The following is a 23,869-nucleotide window of genomic DNA, read 5'->3' as shown; positions in this document are numbered from 1 at the left end:
TTTCTTTTATGTTTTCATCGCTAATTTTAGAAAAAACACATCATCATTTGCATTCATTATCATTAATAATAAAAAGATTTGATGACAGAGTATAATTGTAGAAACATTAATTTGAGTGTAATTAAACTCTTTTTACACCCAAAGTCGTACTATTATCCAGAAAATTGTTTAACGTTACATTTAAAAAAGGGCGATAAGGCGTATTCACCTTACCAACCCTTTTAAAATTAATATCGTATCATCTATTTAAAAATTATAGTACGTTTGCATAACCTTCATAAACTCTACCTTGCGTCGCATCTACTGTAACTAATGCGTTATCAGGAATTGTATCAACGACATTGTTGACACCTACAACTGTTGGAATACCTTTTTCAAGTCCAATGATAGCACTTGAAGAAGTTAAGCCAGCTTCTTCAGTAACTAAAGCTACAGCCTGATCTAAATATGGGATAATGCTTTCGTCAATTGATGGTGTCACGATAACAGCTTGGTCTAAGTCGCGACCTTTTAATTCCGAACCATTGTTGACAACGACTGTACGACCTACTGCTGAGTTACGACCAATACCTTGACCACTTGCTAAGTCTTCACCGACAAGATGTAACTTCATCAAGTTTGTCGTACCAGATTCACCTGTTGGTACACCTGCTATGATAATGAGTAAATCACCGTTTTCAACACGTTCGCTTTCGATAGCTGTTGCTACAGAATTGTTCAATAATTCATCTGTAGTAAAGTTACCTTCACGAACAACTGGATATACACCCCATACAAGTGTACATTGACGCGCTGTTGTTTCGAATGGTGTTACTGCGATAATGTCAGATTTTGGTCTATACTTCGAAATCGTACGCGCAGTTTTACCACTTTCTGTTGCAGCCACAATCGCTTTAACACTTAAGTTTAAGGCTGTATGTGCAGCAGATACACCAATTGCGTTTACGAGCGAAGTTTCAACAAGTTTCGTACGGTCTGATAACAGTTGCTTGTAGTTTTGAGCTTGTTCAGCAGCTACTGCGATATCATGCATTGCTTTAACAGCTTCTTCTGGATAAGCCCCTGCTGCAGTTTCACCTGAAAGCATTACCGCATCTGTACCATCGTAAATCGCGTTCGCTACGTCAGACGCTTCTGCACGTGTCGCACGAGGATTACGTTGCATTGAGTCTAACATTTGTGTTGCAGTAATAACTGGTTTCCCTAGCTTATTACATTTACGGATTAAATCTTTTTGTACAATCGGCACTGCTTCTGGTGGAATTTCAACACCCATATCCCCTCTGGCTACCATTAAGCCGTCAGAAACTTCAAGAATTTCTTCAATATTATCGATACCTTCTTGATTTTCGATTTTAGGGATAATGCTAATTGTACGGTTGCCCACTTCTTCTAAAATTTTACGGATTTCTAAAACGTCACTTGCACGACGAACGAAACTTGCCGCAATAAAGTCAACGTCTTGTTCGATACCAAAACGAATATCTTCCGCATCTTTATCTGTAATACCTGGTAAGTTGACACGTACTCCTGGTAAGTTAACACCTTTTTTATTTTTAAGTTCTCCCGTATTTAAAACTTTACAGTGAACTTCACCTGCTGCATGATCAATAGATTCTACCTCTAATTCAATCAAGCCATCATCTAATAAAATAAATGAACCGACTTCAACATCGTTAATTAAGTTTTCGTATGTGACAGAGAACTTTTCCGCTGTACCTTCAACTTCCTGCATGCTCACGATGACATGTGAGCCTTTCTCAAGCGTAATGATGCCATCTTTCATGTCATGCGTACGGATTTCAGGTCCTTTAGTATCAAGTAAGATACCAATATTTTTCTCTAACTTTTTCGCTATTTTACGAATTGAACGAATACGTGCTGCATGTTCATCATGTGAGCCATGTGAAAAGTTTAATCGCGCAACATTCATACCTGCTTTCATTAACTTTTCTAACATATCTTCTGATTCTGATGCTGGTCCAATCGTACAAACGATTTTAGTTTTTTTCATTGGAAATGCCTCCTATAATTATATAGATAATTCTTCAGTTAAACCTAACATACGTTGGTTAATTTGACGTTCTGAAGTGTTAAAAATTTCATCAAAATTAGTCGCAACTAATCGGTTGTCTTTAATGCCGACACCTTTCGCCGTTTCGCCGTTAAGTAAAAGCTCAACAGCATAGCCCCCTAAACGTGATGCAAGTACTCGGTCTGCACCTGTTGGGCTACCGCCACGTTGAATATGGCCGAGCACAGATACACGTGCATCAACATTAATATATTTTGTTAATTCTGATGCGCACATATCACCCGTCATACAACCTTCTGCAACAATGATAATAGAATGCTTTTTACCTCTATCAATACCATGTTGAATTTTTTCTGCGATATCTTTAATGTCTGTCTCTGTTTCGGGTAAAATGATTGTTTCAGCGCCTACAGCTAAACCTGACCATAATGCTAAATCTCCACAGTCACGGCCCATAACTTCAATGATAAAAGTGCGTGCGTGGCTTGAAGCAGTATCTCGGATTTTGTCCACAGATTCAATAATTGTATTTAACGCTGTATCAAAACCGATTGTAAAATCAGTACCATTAATATCGTTATCAATTGTACCTGGAATACCAATCGTTTGAATTTCTTTACACTCTTCACTAATACGTTGTGCACCACGGTAACTTCCATCGCCACCAATAACGACTAAACCTTCAATCCCACGCTTTCTAAGATTTTCAATCCCTTTTTGGCGTACTTCTTTTTCTTTAAATTCTGGGCAACGTGCTGAATATAAGAAAGTACCCCCACGTTGAATAATATCGCCAACTGAACCCAACTCGAGTTTGCGAATGTCGTCATTGATTAAACCTTGATAACCTTGATACACACCATAGACTTCAATATTGTGATAAAGCGCTTTTCTTACAACTGCTCGAATTGCTGCATTCATCCCCGGAGAATCTCCGCCACTTGTTAAAACTGCAATTTTTTTCATGTAGACATACCCTTTCTTGCATAGTTGTTATGTTAAAAATACCACAATTTCATTGCGCATTCCATCATAAATAAATACAAAAACAAATGAAAACGGTTTATTCAAATGAATTCATCAATCCGCCATATTTCATGTTTTCATAGCACTTTCATTCAATTGTAAAAGCAATTTAAATCACACACTGTTGAATCTATGGTGTATCAATAATATACCCAAAAATGCGCATTTTAAGATTTTTTGCTATAATTCTACTAAAAATTAAAAAATATTCCATAGTGATATTCAACGCACAACTTTGCTTATTTCTTCACATACTATTATAGATGACACAATTATTTTTGTATATCAATATAGAACGTAACGATTCATTGCCATATTGAAAATGGTGAATCGTGCAGGATATGCCTATTAAGTGCATTGATTAATTCACTTGATGACTTGACTGCCCTTTCATCAAACAGTTCAATTCAAAATTAATAGCCTCTATAAGCAAAACAAGTATATCAAAAAATAGTATGAAGTCTCATAATTCAGAGACTTCATACTATGCTTTTTACATAGACTTATTCAACAAACGAACCAATATTGCGGAATTTTTCAAAACGATCTTCTTTAATATCAGTAGGTGTCATATGTTCAAACGATGCTAAATGCTTGGTAAACTTTTGCTTAATGCGTTTCGCTAACATCTCAACGTCATGATGCGCGCCACCTAACGGCTCTTTCACCACTTCGTCAATAATGTTTAATTCTAGCAAATCGTATGCTGTTATTTTCATCGTTTCTGCAGCAATTTTAGCCAGAGAACTGTCTTTCCATAAAATACCAGCCGCGCCTTCTGGTGAAATGACAGAGTATGTACTGTTTTCTAACATCAATAAACGATTACTCACACCAAGACCTAATGCGCCACCGCTTCCACCTTCACCAATCACAATTGAAATGACAGGTACTGTTAACCCTGCCATTGAAACAAGGTTACGTGCGATTGACTCGCTTTGACCACGTTCTTCGGCTGCTTTACCTGGATATGCGCCTTTCGTATCAATAAATGTAAAAATAGGACGATTAAACTTCTCGGCTTCTTTCATCAATCTCAACGCTTTTCGATAACCTTCAGGGTGCGCCATACCAAAGTTACGGTAAATATTATCTTTCGTATCTTTACCGCGCTGTTGACCAATCACTGTCACAGGTTGACCATTGAAATAGGCTAATCCCCCTACGATAGCTGGGTCATCTCTAAAGTTACGATCGCCATGTAATTCGATAAAATCATCAAAAATGTATGGAATATAGTCGAGTACAGTCGGTCTTTCAGGTAATCTTGCTATTTGAACACGATCCCACGGTTTTAAGGAAGTGTAAATCTTTTCTTTTTCTGTTTGCAATGCGGCTTCAAGAATTTCGATTTCATCTGATAAATCGACATCATTTTTCGCTTGCGTTTCTTTCAATGATTCAATTTTAGTTTGTATGTCTTGGATCGGTTTTTCAAAATCAAGCATTACTTTTCCACCTCACGATGCATATCAAATAACGTCGCTAACGTTTTCTTCATTTCACTACGATGCACAACTTTATCAAGCTGACCATGTTCTAATAAAAACTCAGCCGTTTGGAAATCATCAGGTAATTTTTCATTAATTGTCTGCTCGATAACACGTCGGCCTGCAAACCCGATTAAGGCTTTCGGTTCTGCCAAGTTAATATCACCTACTGATGCAAAACTTGCAGATACACCACCTGTTGTCGGATGTGTCATATAGGAAATGAATAATAGACCTGCATCAGAGTGTTTTTCTAACGATACACTTGTTTTAGCCATTTGCATGAGCGAAATAATTCCTTCTTGCATACGTGCCCCACCAGAAGCCGTAAATAAGACGAATGGGAGTCGCTCTTCTGTACAATGATCGACAATACGACAAATTTTTTCACCGACTACAGAACCCATACTCCCCATTCTAAATCTCGGGTCCATGACGCCAATACCAAACTTAATGCCATTGAGTTCTGCAGTTCCAGTGACAATCGCTTCATTTAATCCTGTTTTCTCTTGGTCTTTTTCAACCTTTTCTTCATAGCCAGGAAAGTTTAACGGATTTGCAGAGGTCATCCCTTTATCAAATTCTTCAAAAGTTCCATTATCGGCAATTGCTTCAATACGGCCATAAGCTGATAATTGAATATGATGATCACAATTAAAACATACATTTAAATTTTCAGTGAGCTCTTTTGTGTACATTATTTTTTTACAGTTTGGACATTTCGTCATTATGCCTTCAGGAACTTCATTTTGTTTCGAATCTTGAACCGTAACATATTTTTTCTTTTTAGAATTACGGTTAAAAAAGTCTTTAAACATCTTTATTACCTCCACTTTTCCATGGGCTATCAATCAAGCTTGTATTATTTCTTTAAATCTGTGAGTGATAACGTCTTCTCATATACATCGTCTGGGTCGACTTCGATACGGGCTACTCCTGATTCCATCGCTGCACGTGCTACTTCTCGTGCTACAGACGGCGCAACACGATAATCGAACGGACCAGGAATAACGTAATCTGGGTTGCGCTCTTCATCCGTAATTAAGTTAGCAATCGCTTCAACAGCTGCACGTTTCATTTCTTCATTGATATGAGTCGCACGTACATCTAATGCACCACGGAAAATACCTGGGAATGCCAATACATTATTAATTTGGTTTGGAAAATCTGAACGTCCTGTACCAATAACTTTAGCACCTGCATGCTTAGCTTTGTCTGGCGTAATTTCAGGGTTTGGGTTTGCCATTGCGAAAATAATAGCATCATCATTCATAGACTGTACCATTTCTTCAGAGAGTGCATCTGCAACTGAGACACCGATGAAAACATCTGCGTCTTCGATGACATCAACCAATTTTCCTTCAATTTTATCTTTATTCGTCCATTTCGCTACAGTATCTTTCGTTTCATTCATCCCATATGGACGCCCTTCATAAATGGCACCTTTAGAATCACACATAATCATATGACGTACACCATATGAATAAAGTAATTTAACAATCGCAATACCGGCAGCACCCGCACCGTTAAGTACTACTTTAATATCCGCTAAGTCTTTATCAACAATACGTAATGCATTGACTAAACCGGCTACTGTTACGATAGCCGTACCATGCTGATCATCATGAAAAACTGGAATTCTTGTCTCTTTTTTCAGGCGTTCTTCAATTTCAAAACAACGCGGTGCAGAAATGTCCTCTAAATTGACACCGCCAAAATTAGGTTCCACGAGTTTCACTGTACGGATAATTTCTTCTGTGTCATTCGTTGCAAGTGACAATGGGAAGGCATCAACGCCTGCGAAACTTTTGAACAGTACAGCTTTTCCCTCCATAACCGGGATACTCGCTTCAGCACCGATATTTCCGAGTCCGAGAACAGCAGTACCATCTGAAATAACGGCCACCATGTTACTTTTCATTGTATAATCATAAACACGACTCGGTCTTTCATGTATATCTTTACAAGGTTCAGCTACACCTGGAGAATAGGCTAAGCTTAATTCCTCTTTATTCGTTACCTTAACTTTTGGACTAACGGCTAATTTTCCATGATTTTCTTTATGCATTTGCAGTGCATCATCTCTTAAGGACATTCATAATCATCTCCCATTTTCAAATTCCAACTATTTTTTAAGTCCTCTTTTAATCGCCATTATACTATAGCACATTATATCCGTATATCAAAGTCAGGTTTAACGCTTACATCATCACTTACCCGTGCAAAATACCATAGCATTATAACAAACGGATATGTTCAGGTTTAATCGAGTCTAAAAGTGCATCTAAATAGAGATTTGGTTGCAATAAATAACCTTTAAATAGAAATTGATTGTTGCTTTCTTGATATTGGTACACAGCGATATTGTTGTTCGATTGTTTTTGGGTTAAATACTGTTGCTCTAGTGTATCGGTCATACCTTCTCTAATGACAATTTTGCGCGTTTGCTGTCTTTTTTCTATTTCAAAAGCTTCTAAAGTCGTCAATCGGTTGATAATCAATTGAAGTTTATCATTTCTCTTTTCGAACTTGCCCCAAATGATATAAAACTTTGATGTCTCCAAAGTTCCGGTTAATTGCTGATACGTTTTTGGGAAGATGACACCGTCCATTGTCGTTATGCCGTCATTCAACTCAACAAACGCCATCTGTTGACCTTGTTTCGTTCGAATGACCCGTACAGCATCTAATGTAACTAAAATAGGTTGGTGCGTGACATGTGCTTGAAGTTGAAAAATACCAAGATATTGTTTTTGCTTAAACGCCTTTTCAACAGGATGTGCAGTCACGTAAAAGCCTAAATACTGCTTTTCGAAATCACTTAATTGTTGACTCGGCATTTCTTCAGTTTCCGCATATTCTTGTTTAATGGTTGCAACACTGGCCAGAAGATCGGTATCAATACTGACATCTGTATCTGACACCTTATCAATTGATTGTAATAAGGTCGCACGGTTCTTGCCAAAACAATCCATCGCACCTGTCAAAATCAATGCTTCTAATGTACGTCGCGATCTTAAGCGACCGGGAATTCGATTACAGAAATCAAAGAAGTCTTTGTAAGGCCCCTGTTCACGTCTTTCATTCATTATCGTTTGTACCGTTTGATAACCGACACCTTTAATCGCACCTAATGAAATATAGACGCCCTCTTGTGTCGCAACATAACGCCATTGACTTTTGTTAATATGCGGACCGTGAATTGTAATGTGCTGCTGTTTCGCCTCTTGAATCATCATGTTTGTTTTCGTGTCATTACCAATCACGTTGCTTAAAATGTTCGCATAAAAATAAGCAGGATAATGCACTTTTAAATAGGTCATGATGTATGCAATCTTAGAATAACTTACCGCGTGCGCACGTGGAAAACCGTAGTCCGCAAATTTTAAGATTAAATCAAAAATTTGACCACTTAACGTCTCAGCATAGCCTTTTTCTTTTGCACCATCAATAAAATGTTGCCGTTCATTTTCAAGGACTTCTCTATTCTTTTTACTCATGGCACGCCGTAAAATATCCGCTTCACCATAAGAAAATCCTGCAAACTGACTCGCAATTTGCATGATCTGCTCTTGGTAAATAATCACTCCATATGTACGTTTCAAAATCGGCGCCAAATCTGGATGCAAATACGTGACTTGACTTGGATCGTGCCGACGACGAATGTAGGTCGGAATTTCTTCCATTGGCCCCGGTCGATAAAGAGACGTCACCGCAACGATATCTTCAAAATGTTCGGGCTGTAATTTTTGTAAAACACGTCGCACACCTTCAGACTCAAGTTGGAAAATTCCTGTCGTATCGCCACGTGACAATAGTTCAAAGACGTGTACATCATCAAAAGGAATTTGTTCAACATCGATGTCAACTTTTAAATCACGCGCCACTTGTTTGATGATTTGATGAATAATCGTTAAGTTTCGCAGTCCTAAAAAGTCGATTTTTAATAAACCAATGCGTTCTGCTTCCGTCATCGTCCATTGTGTCAGCAAACCTGTCTCGCCTTCTGTTAACGGGATAGATTGATATAGCGGTTGGTCGTTCACAATGACACCTGCCGCATGCGTCGACGTATTTCGCGGTAACCCTTCTAACTTTTTACAATACTCAAACCACCGTTCATGACGATGATTGCGATGGACAAATGCTTTAAAACGTTCTTCTTTATAGGCCTCATCCAATGTGACTCCCAGTTTACTAGGAATTAATTTAGAAGCTTCACTTAACGTCGTTTCATCAAAGCCCATCACGCGCCCCACATCTCGTGCGACGGCTTTCGCAAGTAGATGGCCAAACGTCACAATACCCGCAACACGGTAATCACCATACTTTTGTTGGACATAATGAATCACTTTTTCACGTTGCGTATCCTCAAAGTCAATATCGATATCTGGCATCGTCACACGCTCAGGATTTAGAAAACGTTCAAACAGTAAATCATATTGAAGCGGGTCAATTGTCGTGATATTTAATAAATAACTCACTAATGAACCCGCTGAAGAGCCCCGTCCTGGACCGACCATGACACCATTTGATTTGGCATAACGAATTAAATCACTCACAATTAAAAAGTAATCCGCGTACCCCATCTGTGTGATGACGTCATATTCATATTTTAAACGTTTACGATAGCGCGCTTCTGTCAGTCCAAAATCCGCAAGTGCACGTTCTAACTCAGCCCATAAGTAAGCATTTGCTGAACTACCGTCTGGCGTTACAAATTCGGGCAACAAAGCTTGATGATACTCGAGTTTAGCATCACACATATTCGCAATTTCATCTGTACGTGCGAGCCATGCTTCCGCAAATTGCGAATCATACAATGCATCGACATCATATATATGTTCTGTTGGTGTTTCGTGTGAATCCACCAAATTGACTTTCGTATTATCACGAATCGCATGTAACACTTTTAACGCATTTTTATCTTCTGCCTTTTCATAATACGCCGCCTGCATCAAAACTTTGGGCAACTCACAATCCTCGGCCGATTGATGGTCTGTAAAACATGTTACCCCGTCAGGCATTTCTTCATGCCAATGCTTTTCTTGGTTCGTCATCTGCTTAAAAATAACGACCGTATCATTAAACAAATCTTTCTTTTCATAAATGGATACATGTTTAATTCGATTTACTTTAATATCAGATGACAATTTAAATAAGTTTTGCAACCCCTCATTATTTTTAGCAATGACTACCGCTTCTAGCACATTCAATTGATCAGTGAGGTAAACAGTCATCCCTAATAAAGGTTTAATGCCATGCTGAATACACGCGTCATAAAACTGCGGCACACCATACATGACATTCAAGTCGGTAATCGCGATGGCTGAATATCCTAATTCAATTGTGCGCTGAACGGCCCCTTCGATCGTAATACTCGAATTCAAAAGATCATAAGCCGTATGAATATTTAAATGTGCAACCATCGTTAAGTCACCTTCTTTAACCTGTTATAGTTTTTGGCGGAGCGCTTCGGTAAGTGATTCAAATTCATCCCATGTATGGACAGACACACCTGAAGCATTTGGATGTCCACCCCCACCAAAGTCACCCGCAACATCATTAATCGTAATCTCTTTTGAACGGATGCGACAACGGATTTCTTCACCTTCGTCTACCGCAAATATCCAAATTTTCAAGCCTTTTAAATCGGCAATTGCATTCACATACAACGACGCTTCATTCGGTTGGATATCAAATTTTTCTAACACGTCATGCGTAATTTTCACCTGGCAAAAACCATCTTCAAAAAGTTGGAAATTTTGCAGTACATAGCCATGAAACGGCATTAACCGTGGATCCTTTTCGCCCAACTGATTTAATAGACGGTTGTGTTGAATATCATATTGTAACAACTGACTTGCGATGGTCATCGTTTTCGGCGATGTATTGTTGAAGAAAAAGCGACCTGTATCGCCAACAATACCTAAATATAACGCACTCGCAATTTTGTCGTTCATTAAAGCTAAATCATTTGAACCTTGTATCAAATCGAAAATCATCTCACTAGTAGATGAAGCACTCACATCAACATCATTGATTTCCGCATATGAATCTACAGGGGGATGATGGTCGATTTTAATTAATGCGTTGCCGCGATCGTAACGAGCATCGTCAATACGAGCGGCGTTTGCTGTGTCACATACAATGACAAGTGCATCGTCATATTGCGCATCATCAATCGTATCAAACGTTCCCATAAATCCAAGTGTCGGTTCTTCCGTTCCAACAGCATAGACATTTTTAGTTGGATATTTCGCTATGAGGTATTCTTTCAATCCAAACTGCGACCCTAATGCATCTGGGTCAGGTCGGACATGACGGTGAATAATAATCGTGTCATATTGTTGAATTTGTTCTTGAATTTCTGGAATAAATTTCATACTCAACGCTCCTTAATGATCTAATAATTGGCACATAATTAATGCTTTTGCAACAGGCTGGTTCGCACTGAACATCGTTACTTCTAATTTCGCAAAATTACGTCCCATATCTAAAATGGTATAATCCACTTCTACTTCACTTTCAATTTGTACAGTTCGAATATAAAAGATATTTAAACTCTCAATCATCACTTCTAACTTTTTATGTTTGCGCATTACAGATTTAATCGTTTCTTCAATGATAGCGACCGATACAGATTTACTCAATGTGCCGAATTGATTTGTCAGTTGCGGTGTAATTTCGACAATGATTTGTTGATTGCGAATCTCAATATGTTTCGCCACTTGATCATTAATCGTTTCGCCTACTTGTGGCTGTCGCCCGACAATTTGCATCGCTTTCAGAACATCTTCACGTGAAATAACGCCGACAAGTTGTTTTTGATTTCCTGTAACTGGCAGTAATTCAATACCCTCCCAGATCATCAAATGCGCACAACTCGCCACCGTCGTACTCAGCTGGACACTAATCGCGGGTTTCGTCATGACACGATAAAGTTTTTCGTCCAAATCTTTGCCGATAATGTCTTTACTAGTAATTAAACCCGCTAATTTGTTCTGACGGTCCACAATCGGAAAACGAGAATGTGACGTTTCTCGAGATTTTTTACCTACATCACCAACAGTCATTTCATCGTATAAAAAAGAAGTCTGTTCGATTGGAATCACGATATCTTCAACGACTAAAATCTCTTTTTTAATCATCTGATTGTACATCGCTCTATTAATAATATTCGCAACCATAAATGTATCATAATTGGAAGAAATGATAGGTAGATTTTGTTCATCTGCCATTTTCTTAATTTCGTCCGTCGTATCAAAACCACCTGTAATCAAGACGGCACTGCCCCGTTCTAACGCAGCTTTTTGAACATCAAGACGATTTCCGACAATCAGCAACGTATTTTTAGAGACATAGTTAACGACATTGTCTAGCTCCATCGCTCCTATCGCAAATTTAGTCAGTGAATTGAACTGACCGCCTTTACCACCAATTAAATGGCCATCAACAATTTTCGCTATTTCTCCAAATGTTAGATGATCGACTTTGGCACGCGCTTTCTTTTCAATACGGACTGTACCAACACGATCAATCGAAGCCACTAACCCACGTTGCCCCGCATCTTTAATCGCACGATATGCCGTCCCTTCTGAAACGTCCAAATCTTTCGCTATTTTACGGACTGAAATTTTTTGGCCTACAGATAATGATTCAATGTGTTTAATAATTTGTTCGTGCTTTGTCATGTATCTCCCTCTATTGTTATGTCATATCACTAAACGATGTGATGTCTCTGAATAAAAGATAGTGATTCATCTTTAAGTAGATACCCCTTGATTGATTTGTGAGCTACTTCTAAATTCCCATGTCATCAATTTTATTTCTTTTATTATAACGTTTTTCAAATCGTAATGCGAAGTGATAACCAATAAATGTTTAACTCCTTTTTAAACCGGTTAAAATAGTGACGGTTTAAGATGTTCGATGTTAAAGCGCATTGCTTCATATGTATTGAATCACTTTTACCGATATTTTTGTTACACTAGTTTTAAGGAGGATGATAGAGATGCATCAAAATATTTTACTTGCAGTGGATACAGATTTAAAAAATGCGAAAGCGCTCCAAGAAGTTGTTAAAATTTCAGGCGACAACTCCGTTGTGACATTGCTCAATATCATCGGAGAACAAGACGTCCAAGCTTCTGTTAAAATGGGGACACATTATGAAGAACTTAAACAAATGCGTCACGAACAAATGAAACCGACACGTGACACATTAGAACAAAATGGTTTGCAATATGAAGAAATTATCGAACGTGGCAATCCAAAAGAAAAAATCGTAAACTATGCGAACAGCGGTCAATACGATATCGTCGTGCTCAGTAATCGTAAAGCAGAAGCAGCGAAGAAGTTCGTATTAGGTAGCGTGAGCCATAAAGTCGCAAAACGCGCCAAAATACCAGTGTTAATCGTAAAGTAAAATCAACACAGCAAACTAACGTAATCCATTCAACCTATAAAAACTGAATGATTCTTATGCGCCACATTATTAAATCACAATCAATCAAGGGGTTCGGACAAATCAACGTCCAGCCCCCTTTTTATTATGTATCAATTAACTAGTGTAGCAAATGTGTTTTAACATCAAAAAACAATATTTACATTAAAGTTCTTTAATTGCAAAAACAGATTCGAATCACGCATATATGAATTGTTATGTAACCGACATTTCCTAAAATACGCAAAGTTTATGACCCAAAAATAAAAAAGATTGTGAGCACTATTCTTCAATTCCACTCAGATGTTTGACTAAAGGTTAGGCGCTTGGGTGACACTCCTGAGAAATGAGTTAACAGCATTTAACTTTAAAAGTGACTACCGTTTAACGCAGTAGCTACCTGACTTTTCAATGCATACCCTTTTGAGAAGTCTAGTCAGCCTTGCGGGGGCCAGACCAGCGCCTAGGAAAGATAGCCCAAATAAGCTACACCATCAGTCAAAACTTTCATTAATGAAGAATAGTTCTACAGTCTTTCGTTTAACACGCTTTGTAATGAGCTCAAATTGTTATATAAGCTGTATAAAAACAACCTCTATAGTTCAACAACGCCACCAGGTTTGACAATTTGCACTTCCCCGACATTCACAAGCTTTTTAAACGCTTCTGGATCTTGTTCAATCAATGGGAAGGTATTATAATGAATCGGCACAGTCAACTTAGGTTGGATGAATTCATTAATCGCATAACTTGCATCTTCAATACCCATAGTAAAATTATCACCAATTGGTACAAAGCATACATCAACAGGATGACGATCAGCAATTAATTTCATGTCGCTGAATAAGCCTGTATCACCTGTATGATAAATCGTTTTACCTTCTAATTCTAAAATGACACCCATCGGCATACCTAAGTACATCGGAATACCATTGTCATCTGTTAAACTTGAACTGTGAAACGCTTGAACAAATTTAACGACACCAAAATCAAATGTCCATTTCCCTCCAATATTCATAGGGTGTACATTTTCAACGCCTTGGTTTGTAGATAAATAATTCGCCATTTCAGCTGAGCCAATGACTGTTGCGTTATTACGCTTAGCAATTTCAATCGTATCTCCAAAATGATCTTCGTGACCGTGTGTTAAAATCACGTAGTCTACTTTTAAATCCTCAACATTTAAATCTGTTTGTCCATTTCCTGTAATAAACGGATCAATAATACCTGATTTCCCATTTGCTTCAAAATATACAGTCGATTGACCATGAAAAGATAATTTCATGTTCGCATCCTCCTTCATCATGTGTAATGCAGATTCCTAACTTTATATTAACAGGGGCTTCAACATAAATCTAAAATTTACAACTAGCACCCCCATATTTAAAGTGCTTTTTATAATACTTATTTCTAAAAAACAAAATAACTTCTGCTATTTTTATTCACTTCACCAATATGATTTAAACATCAAAGCGTGCGCACTTTGCATTCTCAAATCAACTGACTTAAAATGAATATGAAGAAATAAAGGAGGCGTTTTTATGTCAAAAATAGAACAACTCGTTCAAACATTAAAGGAGCAACAAGCAGATGCGATGTGGGTGTCCAACCCGATTAACATCTTCTATTTGACTGGCTATAAATCTGAACCACATGAACGATTATTCGCATTACTTGTTCGAGCAGATGGCCAACAAATTTTATTCTGCCCTCAACTCGAAGTAGAGGAAGTGAAAACCTCTCCATTTACTGGTGACATCATCGGCTACTTAGACACTGAAAATCCTTTCGATAAGCATCGTGAAACGTATGGAACATTATTGATTGAAGAAAATCATTTAACGGTACAACGCTATCACGCCCTTAAAAATGCCTTTTCTGTGCATACTTTTGAAGCTGCTGACCCTATCATTCGCGCGTTACGTAACGTTAAAACAGCAGACGAAATCGACACTTTAAGACAAGCTGCAAAATTAGCGGATAAATGTATGGAAATCGGTGTGGCATTTTTAAAAGAAGGTGTCACAGAACGAGAAGTTGTAAATCATATTGAAAATGAAATAAAAAAATACGGAGTCAATGAAATGAGTTTTGACACAATGATCTTATTTGGCGATCATGCAGCGGCACCACACGGTACACCTGGAGACCGTCAGCTTAAAAATAACGAATATGTGCTGTTTGACTTAGGCGTCATTTACAATCATTACTGCAGCGATATTACACGTACTGTCGCTTTTGGCCAACCTGATGATAAAGCACAAGCCATTTACGACATCGTATTAAAAGCAGAGCAAACAGCAATCCAACATATTAAACCTGGTGTCACGATTAGTGAACTTGATGATATTGCACGAGGTATCATTACTGAAGCGGGATATGGCGAATACTTCCCTCACCGTCTAGGACATGGCTTAGGTCTGGAAGCACATGAATACCAAGATATTTCAAGTACGAATCAAAATTCTCTTGAAGCCGGTATGGTACTGACAATTGAGCCTGGTATTTATGTACCGAATGTTGCGGGCGTCCGTATAGAAGATGATATTTTAGTCACAGAAGATGGCTATGAATCACTATCAGGTTATAAGAAATGATTAAAGAAGCTGTTGCATCCTCATTAGTAGAAGTTGAAGCTAAATTAAAAGCGGGCGCCAATCGAATTGAACTTTGTGAAAATATGCATGAAAGTGGCACAACACCGAGTTATGGCATGGTTAAAATCGCCAGTGATATGTGCCAAATGTATGATGCAGAACTGGCTGTGATGATTCGTCCTCGAGGTGGGGCGTTTGTTTACAATTGGTACGAGTTCGAATCGATGCAAGCTGACATTCAACAACTCAAAACGTTGCCCATCGATTATTTCGTGTTCGGTTGTTTAACGACTGAGAGCACGTTACATCAGTTTCAAATGCAAACATTGATTCACCTTGCCGCACCGATACGTGTTGTGTGTCATATGGCATTTGATCATATCTACCCTGCCGGCCAATCAAAAGCATTACAACAATTGATCAATTTAGGTGTCACACGATTACTGACGCATGGTGGCCCTACTCAATCAAACCTATTTGATAACTTACCCCAACTCGCCAAATGGGTTCGTCAATCTAAAGGACAAATTGAAATCATGCCAGGTGGTGGTTTGAATTATGAGAATTTAGATGCGCTATTGGAATTATTTCCTTTTCAAGAAGTGCATGGGACACATATTGTAAAAACTTAAATTCAATATTGAACTTGCTCATATTCATTCAAAAAGACGAGTCAGGGAAATGCAACATATCCCTGACTTTTTTATATTTTAGAACAATTTAATTATGCTTCCGTTAATACTTGTGCCACTGGCGTATAATCATAATTGAACGCTTCAGCAACCGCTTTATTTGTCACGTGTCCATTAAACACGTTTAACCCATGTGAAAGTGGTACGTTTTCTGTTAATGCACGTTGATAGCCTTTACTTGCAATTTGTAACGCATATGGTAACGTTGCATTATTTAAGCCAATTGTAGAAGTACGTGGCACTGCACCTGGCATGTTTGCAACGGCATAATGAACGACACCGTGTTTAATATAAGTTGGGTCATCATGTGTTGAAATTTTATCTGTCGTTTCAAAAATACCACCTTGGTCAATCGCGATATCAACGACGACAGAACCAGATTTCATTTTCTTTATCATGTCCTCAGTAACTAATTTCGGTGCTTTTGCTCCCGGAATCAATACTGCCCCAATGACAAGGTCACTTTCTACGACATGCGATTCAATGTTTAAAGGATTAGACATAATTGTGTGCACACGACCATCAAAAAGGTCTTCAAGTTCTTGCAAACGTTTCGGATTCACGTCAAGGATCGTTACATCTGCACCAAGTCCTAATGCAATACGCGCTGCATTTGTTCCTGCTTGACCGCCACCGATAATAGTCACTTTACCTTTTGGTACACCTGGAATTCCTCCAAGTAAAATACCCATGCCCCCATTGAAGCGTTGTAAAAATTGCGCCCCAATTTGTGTAGACATACGTCCAGCCACTTCGCTCATTGGTGTGAGTAAAGGTAACGAACGATCACCAAGTTGTACCGTTTCATATGCGATAGCCACAACTTTTTTATCGATGAGCGCTTTTGTTAATTCAGGTTCATTTGCCAAGTGAAGATATGTGAATAAAATGAGTCCCTCTCTAAAGTATTCATATTCTTCTTTTAATGGTTCTTTCACTTTAATCACCATGTCGACATTCCAAACATCATCTTGGCTATTGACGATGTTTGCCCCCGCTTGAACATAATCCATGTCTTCGAAATAAGAGCCCTCACCTGCTGCTGTTTCAACTAACACTTCATGTCCAGCTTCTACAAGTGCATGTACACCACTTGGGGATAAACCGACACGATTTTCATTATTTTTAATCTCTTTCGGAATTCCAATTCTCATACTCCTTGCACCTCCAAAACCAATCATAACGCATACAACATGTAAGCGCAATCATAACAATTTTTGATTTTTTAGTTCATATAAATTTCACTTAAATTTAGAAATGATATGTTATAATAAAGGCGAAATAAGAAAGGGGTTTTAGCCATGTATATGTACAAAAATATTTTAATTGCTGTTGATGGTTCTCATGAAGCGGAATGGGCATTTAACAAAGCGGTTGCAGTTGCAAAACGTAATAATGCCAAACTGATTATCGTGAATGTCATCGATTCAAGAACTTACACATCTTTTGAAGTTTATGATTCACACTTCACTGAAAAGTCTAAATCATTTGCAGAAAAATTATTGGATGGCTACCGTCAAGTGGCACAAGATGAAGGCATTCAAAATGTGGAAACGCGCTTAGAATTTGGATCACCTAAATCAGTTCTTCCAAAATTAGCAAGTGATGAAAATTCAGATGTTGACCTTGTGATGTGTGGTACTTCAGGCCTTAACGCGGTAGAACGTTTCATCGTAGGTTCGGTATCTGAAGCCATTGTACGTCATTCAGCATGTGATGTATTAGTTGTACGTACTGAGCAAATTCCAGAAAACTTCGAACCAAAAGTAGCAACAGACGAACTATTAAAAGATTTCAGCATTTAATTAAACCCTATATCAAACATTTGAATGGATATGGGACATCAATTTTAGTCTCCTATTCACAACAATCATCAAGGCATGAAGTAGTTAGACGCTAAAACATATCATGTAACATCTTACTTCATGGCTAATAAAGAGGCTTGGAAATTCGTTTTCCTCGTCTCTTTTTTAATGCCTTTCCCCTTTCTTTACAAAAAATAAAACAGTACAAGCCGTGAAAATATCACAACTCATACTGTTATTATCATACGCTATTTCAAAATTAACCTTCTAACTCACCGAAAGTCATCACGTCGCGTGCAATCATCACTTCTTCATTTGTAGGGATGACTAATACTTTTACAGGTGAATGTGGGTAGTTGAGCTCAGCTTCTTTACCACGTAATCCTTCATTTTTACGTGGATCCCAATAAACGCCCATAAATTCTAAACCTTCTAATACACGCGCACGCACTGCATCTGAGTTTTCACCTACACCGGCAGTAAAGATGATCACATCGACGCCATGCATACGTGTTGCATATGAACCCATGTATTTATGGATGCGTGATGCAAATACTTCTAACGCTAACTCTGCACGTTCTTCTCCATTTTTCGCATCGTCTTCGATATCACGTAAATCTGAAGACGTTCCAGTGATACCTAATAAACCTGATTCTTTGTTTAAAATATTAAGTACTTCATCAGCCGTTTTACCTGTTTTCTCCATCAAGAATGGAATTAATGCAGGGTCAATATTACCTGAACGTGTACCCATTGTCACACCCGCTAATGGTGTAAAGCCCATTGACGTGTCGATTGATTTACCGCCATCGATTGCAGCAATTGAAGCACCGTTACCAATATGACATGAAATAATACGTAATTCCTCAATAGGTTTACCTAACATTTCAGCTGCACGTTGTGATACATATTTATGGCTTGTACCGTGGAAACCATATTTACGAATACCATATTTTTTATAGTAGTCATAAGGTAAGCTATATAAATATGCTGATTCAGGCATTGTTTGGTGGAATGATGTATCAAATATAGCCACATGAGGAATTTCAGGAAGCAATTTTCTAAATGCTTGAATTCCCATTAAGTTTGCTGGGTTGTGAAGTGGTGCTAAGTCTGTTAATTTTTCAATGTCTTTAATCACATCATCTGTCACTAAAGCAGACTCAGGGAATAATTCGCCACCATGTACAACACGATGACCCGTACCATCGATTTCGTTAATGTCATTAATCACGCCGTGTTTTTGTAAACTTTCTAACATCATGTTTACCGCTTGTTCGTGATCTTTAATATCTTGTACTTCTTTGATTTTTTCACCATTCACTTCAATTGTGAAAATCGAATCCTTTAATCCAATACGCTCAACTAACCCTTTAGTGATTAATTTTTCTTCTGGCATTTCGATTAATTGAAATTTCAATGATGAACTACCAGCGTTAATCGCCAAAATTAATTTTGACATGTCAACGGCCTCCAATATATATATTTTATTCACATCTATTTAACCATTAATACAGTTTGATTTCAAGGGTGTAACAGACTAATTTTTAGGTTGATTTTGTGACAACCAAGTTTTAAGTTCAGATAAAAATTGTTGGAAGTTTTGTGGGTTTTTAAAATCTGGAATATTAGCGAGCAAAACTTCTACAGGCTTCGTCACATTATGTTCTTTACGTTGCAAAATGAGAATCGATTTTTGTGCACGTTCACTTTTAAATAATGTTTTCGGCAAGTTTAGGAAAGCTTGCATTTCTGTTTCTGTAGCAATAAAATTTTCCAACTGTTTTACATAGTCGCCCTCGAACAGTTGACTTGGTACAACGAGGAAAGCGTACCCTGATGGCTTCACCGCTTCAATTGCTTGTTCGATAAATAAGTGGTGTGCAAAACTGTGCCCCTCATCAAAACCTAACTGTAGTTGTTCGCTACGCGCGTCATTCGGGTAATACCCAATCGGCAAATCACCAATGACAACATCCGCACCATCAAAGGGTAACGGCATAATAGCATCTTGAGGATACACATCAAACGGAATTTCTAAAAAATTCGCAAGGTGTACACTCACTCTAGAAAGGACTGGGTCAACCTCAACTAAATGGTGCATGATAGTGAAGTCTGACATCACTTCATGAACGGTAGCGCTTAAATGGCCTGTACCGCTGCCTAAATCGGCAATATGCAGTTCTTTGGTGCCTTCTTTAAATTGCGACACTAAAAACCCTAAAATAAGTCCAATAGAATCGGGAGTAATTTGATGATTAGCTTGAACTTCCTCTTTTTGCAGTTGATTCAAATACGCAAATTGAAATGCTTTTCTTCTATCTTGAAGTGTAGCTTGTTCTAACATATCACGTTCAGAGGTATAAAGTTGTTCCATTGCCAAGCCTAAGTTTTCAATAAAGCTTTGACCATTTTCTTCATTTAAATTTTGTGTTCTTTCATCGAGTTGATGGAACAATGTCTCCATAATAGAGGTGCTTTCTGTCATCATTCATCATCCTTTCATAAAAATAAGGGAGCATTTCAGAAGCACACACTAAAAAATGTGGCTTCTGAATCTCCCTTTGTTCATTTCATCAGCATTCATTGATTGAACGACATGTCAACAGAGATAGGGTATGTCAGAAAAACCATACTTAAAGTAGGTTGATGCTGATACAGCGAATCTCCACTCAACTTGGTCATTCACCCTCAATTAAATGTTGCGATAAGCTTCAAGTGCTGCTTCAAAGTTAGGGAAATCCGTACCCTCTGCTACAATCTCTTTATATACGACTTTATTATTTTCGTCTAATACAAATACTGAACGTGCTAATAATTGTAAACCGTCCATCATCACACCGTAGTTTTGACCAAATGAACGACTTTGATAATCACTTAATGTAATCACGTTGTCTAATCCACTTGACGCACACCATCTTTGTTGCGCAAATGGTAAGTCCATAGAAATCGTTAATACGTACCCATCTTCAGTACTTGCTTCTTCATTGAACTTACGTGTTTGTTGATCACATACCCCTGTGTCAAGAGAAGGAACAACGTTGACTAATTTTTTCTTGCCTTCATATGTTGCCAGTGTCACAGGCTGTAAATTATTGTCTACTACTGTGAAGTCTGGAGCTTGGTCCCCAATGTTAACCTCTTGACCTAATAATTCAACAGGGTTTTGTTTAAATGTAATTTGTGCCATCAATAGTACCTCCATTAACTAGATTACTTCCCTATTATATCGTGTTAATCAGTCGTTATCACGTCATATACCTTCAGTTTCTTTAATATAATGAAGGTATTTATTTTTAACGACGACTGTATCCGCAAAGTAATCATGCACACCGATATGTTTAGGCGTGAACAGTACAGCTAAGTATGGCAAGCCGAAAAAAACATTTGAAATGATACGGCCAATCCATTCTCTCATTAAGACATCTGACCAGTTCAATCGCGTTAATTTCCGGTGATACACTTTAATGCCGACAATCATTTTACCAACTGTTTGTTGAAAGTATTTCGTCATCAATACAAAGTAACCAAAATAAATAAGTACATCAAGCATATGACCTAAGCTGAATTTATCAATCCACAATTTCCAACTATCGATACCTGTCAGTCCATAAATAGGGTTTAAAACAATTTGTGTCACACCCCATAGGATTGCAAGGTCAATGATATAACTTAAAAACCGTCTGCCAAAACCTGCATAGAAAAATGCATCCAGTTCATATCGATGTTTTTCAATCGTTTTTGTCGCAAGTCCCTCTGCTTGATGACTATTCATTGGACGTGACATCTCAGGGCGGGGTTGAGACGGATTATAGTTAAACTCATTTGAATGTTGCATCTCAATCACCTACCCTTCATATTTGTACATTGGTCGTGTTTGTGATTCATTATTAATAATGGATTTCACATCTTTCAACTCTGCACGCAATCCATTTATGAATGATTTCATGCCTAAAAAGCTCGTTAAATTACTTTCTTCAGGGTCGAACGTAATAATTTCTGGGTTCTCAACTTTAATCGCTTTCTTCAAGTCTTTTAAAGTCTTATCTTTATAACCGATAGCGTCAATCAAACCATTACTTTTCGCTTGTTGTGCACTATAAATACGTCCATCTGCCAATTCACGCACTTTTGATTCGGACATTTGACGTCCCTCTTTAACCACATTGACAAATTGATCAAAACTATCTTTATTAATAGACTGTAAAATCTCTCTTTCTTCATCTGTCATTTTACGAGAACTACTTAAAATATCTTTATGTGCACCTGATTTGATTGTGTTTGTTTTAATGCCTAAGTTGTCCAAAAGCTCTGAATAATCTTTTGACTCAGAAATGACACCAATTGAACCTGTTAAAGATTGAGGACCCGCATAAATTTTATCGGCTGGTGCTGAAATGTAGTAGCCTCCAGATGCCGCTAAATTTTCCATTTGGACAAAAATCTTTTTACCTGAATCTTTCACTTCTTTTATTTTTTGATAAAATTCATCACTTTCATATGTACCGCCACCCGGACTATTAACGCTGAGTAACACACCTTTGATAGAATCATCATTTTTAATCGTTTCGAGTTGTTTTAAAGCCGCTTGATGATTATAACCTGTGCCACCACCGAACAGCCCACCGCTCGCACCTGTATCGATAATTTCACCTTCAACGACAATTTCTGCAATTTTCTTATTACTATCGCCTTCTTCAAGTACAGTACTTGTCGCTTCCTTATTAATGTTAAAATCCCCACTCATAAGAGAGGATACAACTGTTGTCATGGCACTCATTAAAATACCGCCCAGTACGATGACACTTGCTAATATAATCGCTATGATCCTTTTTGACATAATCAACTTCCTTTCAAATGTTTTTCAAATTTATCATAACAAAAAATATAGTCTTTAGGTCAAATAACTGTAAGAAATCATTTGAAATTTAAAATTGAACGTAAATCAATAGTTTTTGAAGGACATGCATCTTAATCATGCACAATCTCTTCCTTGTTAATGCGTTGAGATGTAATCCCAGACATTTTTTAAAATAAGGACGACAGTGACGATAACAAATAAGATTCTGACATAACTGACTCCTTTTTTCAGTGCAAATATCGCGCCAACATAAGACCCCGCAATCATACTGACACCCATGCTTAACCCATAAACATAATCGACACGGCCTAAATAAATAAACAACAGTAACGCACCTAAGTTTGAGGCAAAATTCAACACTTTCGCATTACCCGCAGCACTTAAAAAATCAAAGCCTAATAATAAAAAGACGAAGAGTAAAAATGATCCTGTCCCGCCACCAAGAAAGCCATCATAAAAGCCGATGACCACAATGAGGCACGTAAACAAAATCATTTTATATAAAGGGAGCGTAGTATATGTACGGATACTGCCCCAATCTTTTTTCAATAACGTATAAACGAGAACCATTGACAAAATGGCAATCACAATTGGCTTTAAAAGTTCAGCAGGTAAATAAACTGCTACGATTGCACCTAAAATCGAGGTGATAAAGGATAAAGGGAACAGTTTAGCAACAATAGCGAGATCCACTTTACCCGAGCGAATAAAACGAATCGCACTCGTCAATGATCCGAATGCACTCGCTAATTTATTCGTCCCTAATGCAACAGCGGGTGGCATACCAATGGCAAGTAATGCGGGGATCGATATTAAACCGCCTCCACCGACTACAGCATCGATAAATGCAGCTAAAAAGCCTAAACTAATGATTATTAAAATCAGTGTCCCATCCCATTCTAAAATCATTGTTTATC

At 37.9% G+C, this 23,869-nt stretch carries 20 protein-coding genes; 4 read left to right on the top strand and 16 right to left on the bottom strand.

Features of this window, described 5'->3' with window-relative positions:
* Nucleotides 1-253: 253 nt before the first annotated feature.
* From pyk to P3U61_RS05320, 8 genes are all read right to left on the bottom strand, one after another.
* Nucleotides 254-2,014, bottom strand: a complete 1,761-nt coding sequence (gene pyk / locus P3U61_RS05355) for a pyruvate kinase (RefSeq protein WP_014613678.1) — start codon at nt 2,012-2,014, stop codon at nt 254-256.
* Nucleotides 2,015-2,032: 18 nt separating this feature from the next.
* The gene (gene pfkA, locus P3U61_RS05350) at nt 2,033-3,001 is read right to left on the bottom strand and encodes a 6-phosphofructokinase (RefSeq protein ID WP_014613677.1); all 969 of its coding nucleotides are present in this window, start codon (nt 2,999-3,001) and stop codon (nt 2,033-2,035) included.
* 563 nt (nt 3,002-3,564) lie between these two features.
* Nucleotides 3,565-4,509: an acetyl-CoA carboxylase carboxyltransferase subunit alpha gene (locus tag P3U61_RS05345; protein WP_015729295.1), complete on the bottom strand. Its 945-nt coding sequence runs from the start codon at nt 4,507-4,509 to the stop codon at nt 3,565-3,567.
* The gene (accD, locus tag P3U61_RS05340; RefSeq protein ID WP_014613675.1) at nt 4,509-5,369 is read right to left on the bottom strand and encodes an acetyl-CoA carboxylase, carboxyltransferase subunit beta; all 861 of its coding nucleotides are present in this window, start codon (nt 5,367-5,369) and stop codon (nt 4,509-4,511) included. Before accD ends, P3U61_RS05345 begins: the two co-directional genes overlap by 1 nt.
* Nucleotides 5,370-5,413: 44 nt before the next feature.
* Entirely contained in the window at nt 5,414-6,646 is a 1,233-nt protein-coding gene (locus tag P3U61_RS05335; protein WP_014613674.1) for an NADP-dependent malic enzyme, read from the bottom strand.
* 142 nt (nt 6,647-6,788) lie between these two features.
* The gene (locus P3U61_RS05330; RefSeq protein ID WP_015729296.1) at nt 6,789-9,980 is read right to left on the bottom strand and encodes a DNA polymerase III subunit alpha; all 3,192 of its coding nucleotides are present in this window, start codon (nt 9,978-9,980) and stop codon (nt 6,789-6,791) included.
* A gap of 24 nt (nt 9,981-10,004) precedes the next feature.
* On the bottom strand, nt 10,005-10,937 hold the full coding sequence (locus P3U61_RS05325) for a DHH family phosphoesterase (protein WP_015729297.1): 933 nt from the start codon (nt 10,935-10,937) through the stop codon (nt 10,005-10,007).
* A 12-nt stretch (nt 10,938-10,949) separates the two neighbouring features.
* Nucleotides 10,950-12,245, bottom strand: coding sequence for a DRTGG domain-containing protein (locus tag P3U61_RS05320; RefSeq protein ID WP_101457799.1), 1,296 nt, complete (start codon nt 12,243-12,245; stop codon nt 10,950-10,952).
* A 320-nt stretch (nt 12,246-12,565) separates the two neighbouring features.
* On the opposite strand from P3U61_RS05320, the gene P3U61_RS05315 reads away from it, so the two are divergent.
* Nucleotides 12,566-12,979: a universal stress protein gene (locus tag P3U61_RS05315; RefSeq protein ID WP_015729298.1), complete on the top strand. Its 414-nt coding sequence runs from the start codon at nt 12,566-12,568 to the stop codon at nt 12,977-12,979.
* A 613-nt stretch (nt 12,980-13,592) separates the two neighbouring features.
* On the opposite strand, the gene P3U61_RS05310 is transcribed toward P3U61_RS05315, so the two are convergent.
* Entirely contained in the window at nt 13,593-14,282 is a 690-nt protein-coding gene (locus P3U61_RS05310) for a metal-dependent hydrolase (RefSeq protein ID WP_014613669.1), read from the bottom strand.
* A gap of 256 nt (nt 14,283-14,538) precedes the next feature.
* Here P3U61_RS05310 and P3U61_RS05305 point away from each other — a divergent pair, with 256 nt between their 5' ends.
* Together P3U61_RS05305 and P3U61_RS05300 are read left to right on the top strand one after the other, a co-directional pair.
* Entirely contained in the window at nt 14,539-15,594 is a 1,056-nt protein-coding gene (locus P3U61_RS05305; protein WP_323695721.1) for a M24 family metallopeptidase, read from the top strand.
* Nucleotides 15,591-16,226 (top strand): copper homeostasis protein CutC, encoded by a 636-nt coding sequence (locus tag P3U61_RS05300; RefSeq protein ID WP_015729300.1) that lies wholly within the window; start codon nt 15,591-15,593, stop codon nt 16,224-16,226. Before P3U61_RS05305 ends, P3U61_RS05300 begins: the two co-directional genes overlap by 4 nt.
* A gap of 92 nt (nt 16,227-16,318) precedes the next feature.
* Here P3U61_RS05300 and ald read toward each other — a convergent pair whose 3' ends face one another.
* Complete coding sequence (gene ald, locus P3U61_RS05295; protein WP_014613666.1) at nt 16,319-17,440, bottom strand: alanine dehydrogenase; 1,122 nt, start codon at nt 17,438-17,440, stop codon at nt 16,319-16,321.
* 147 nt (nt 17,441-17,587) lie between these two features.
* Here ald and P3U61_RS05290 point away from each other — a divergent pair, with 147 nt between their 5' ends.
* Nucleotides 17,588-18,091 (top strand): universal stress protein, encoded by a 504-nt coding sequence (locus tag P3U61_RS05290; RefSeq protein WP_014613665.1) that lies wholly within the window; start codon nt 17,588-17,590, stop codon nt 18,089-18,091.
* A 259-nt stretch (nt 18,092-18,350) separates the two neighbouring features.
* Here the strand turns inward: P3U61_RS05290 and P3U61_RS05285 are convergent, their stop codons facing one another.
* From P3U61_RS05285 to P3U61_RS05260, 6 genes are all read right to left on the bottom strand, one after another.
* Nucleotides 18,351-19,553, bottom strand: a complete 1,203-nt coding sequence (locus P3U61_RS05285) for an acetate kinase (RefSeq protein WP_015729302.1) — start codon at nt 19,551-19,553, stop codon at nt 18,351-18,353.
* Nucleotides 19,554-19,631: 78 nt separating this feature from the next.
* The gene (locus P3U61_RS05280; protein WP_037542823.1) at nt 19,632-20,579 is read right to left on the bottom strand and encodes a class I SAM-dependent methyltransferase; all 948 of its coding nucleotides are present in this window, start codon (nt 20,577-20,579) and stop codon (nt 19,632-19,634) included.
* A 207-nt stretch (nt 20,580-20,786) separates the two neighbouring features.
* Nucleotides 20,787-21,281, bottom strand: coding sequence for a thiol peroxidase (gene tpx / locus P3U61_RS05275; protein ID WP_014613662.1), 495 nt, complete (start codon nt 21,279-21,281; stop codon nt 20,787-20,789).
* A gap of 63 nt (nt 21,282-21,344) precedes the next feature.
* Complete coding sequence (locus P3U61_RS05270) at nt 21,345-21,929, bottom strand: RDD family protein (protein WP_015729305.1); 585 nt, start codon at nt 21,927-21,929, stop codon at nt 21,345-21,347.
* A 9-nt stretch (nt 21,930-21,938) separates the two neighbouring features.
* Entirely contained in the window at nt 21,939-22,931 is a 993-nt protein-coding gene (gene sppA / locus P3U61_RS05265) for a signal peptide peptidase SppA (RefSeq protein WP_100006547.1), read from the bottom strand.
* A 156-nt stretch (nt 22,932-23,087) separates the two neighbouring features.
* Complete coding sequence (locus P3U61_RS05260) at nt 23,088-23,861, bottom strand: TSUP family transporter (protein WP_037542816.1); 774 nt, start codon at nt 23,859-23,861, stop codon at nt 23,088-23,090.
* Nucleotides 23,862-23,869 lie beyond the last annotated feature (8 nt).

The organism is Staphylococcus pseudintermedius, assembly GCF_034042775.1.
Lineage (GTDB): Bacteria > Bacillota > Bacilli > Staphylococcales > Staphylococcaceae > Staphylococcus > Staphylococcus pseudintermedius.
This window is presented reverse-complemented; position numbering and strand designations above follow the sequence as displayed.

Coding starts and splice junctions, on each gene's coding strand:
- P3U61_RS05325 (WP_015729297.1), bottom strand. CDS start 10,937: ATGAAATTTATTCCAGAAATTCAAGAACAAATTCAACAATATGACACG.
- P3U61_RS05320 (WP_101457799.1), bottom strand. CDS start 12,245: ATGACAAAGCACGAACAAATTATTAAACACATTGAATCATTATCTGTA.
- P3U61_RS05335 (WP_014613674.1), bottom strand. CDS start 6,646: ATGTCCTTAAGAGATGATGCACTGCAAATGCATAAAGAAAATCATGGA.
- ald (WP_014613666.1), bottom strand. CDS start 17,440: ATGAGAATTGGAATTCCGAAAGAGATTAAAAATAATGAAAATCGTGTC.
- P3U61_RS05300 (WP_015729300.1), top strand. CDS start 15,591: ATGATTAAAGAAGCTGTTGCATCCTCATTAGTAGAAGTTGAAGCTAAA.
- accD (WP_014613675.1), bottom strand. CDS start 5,369: ATGTTTAAAGACTTTTTTAACCGTAATTCTAAAAAGAAAAAATATGTT.
- pyk (WP_014613678.1), bottom strand. CDS start 2,014: ATGAAAAAAACTAAAATCGTTTGTACGATTGGACCAGCATCAGAATCA.
- P3U61_RS05280 (WP_037542823.1), bottom strand. CDS start 20,579: ATGACAGAAAGCACCTCTATTATGGAGACATTGTTCCATCAACTCGAT.
- P3U61_RS05310 (WP_014613669.1), bottom strand. CDS start 14,282: ATGAAATTATCTTTTCATGGTCAATCGACTGTATATTTTGAAGCAAAT.
- P3U61_RS05285 (WP_015729302.1), bottom strand. CDS start 19,553: ATGTCAAAATTAATTTTGGCGATTAACGCTGGTAGTTCATCATTGAAA.
- P3U61_RS05305 (WP_323695721.1), top strand. CDS start 14,539: ATGTCAAAAATAGAACAACTCGTTCAAACATTAAAGGAGCAACAAGCA.
- pfkA (WP_014613677.1), bottom strand. CDS start 3,001: ATGAAAAAAATTGCAGTTTTAACAAGTGGCGGAGATTCTCCGGGGATG.
- P3U61_RS05270 (WP_015729305.1), bottom strand. CDS start 21,929: ATGCAACATTCAAATGAGTTTAACTATAATCCGTCTCAACCCCGCCCT.
- P3U61_RS05260 (WP_037542816.1), bottom strand. CDS start 23,861: ATGATTTTAGAATGGGATGGGACACTGATTTTAATAATCATTAGTTTA.
- P3U61_RS05290 (WP_014613665.1), top strand. CDS start 17,588: ATGTATATGTACAAAAATATTTTAATTGCTGTTGATGGTTCTCATGAA.
- tpx (WP_014613662.1), bottom strand. CDS start 21,281: ATGGCACAAATTACATTTAAACAAAACCCTGTTGAATTATTAGGTCAA.
- P3U61_RS05315 (WP_015729298.1), top strand. CDS start 12,566: ATGCATCAAAATATTTTACTTGCAGTGGATACAGATTTAAAAAATGCG.
- P3U61_RS05345 (WP_015729295.1), bottom strand. CDS start 4,509: ATGCTTGATTTTGAAAAACCGATCCAAGACATACAAACTAAAATTGAA.
- sppA (WP_100006547.1), bottom strand. CDS start 22,931: ATGTCAAAAAGGATCATAGCGATTATATTAGCAAGTGTCATCGTACTG.
- P3U61_RS05330 (WP_015729296.1), bottom strand. CDS start 9,980: ATGGTTGCACATTTAAATATTCATACGGCTTATGATCTTTTGAATTCG.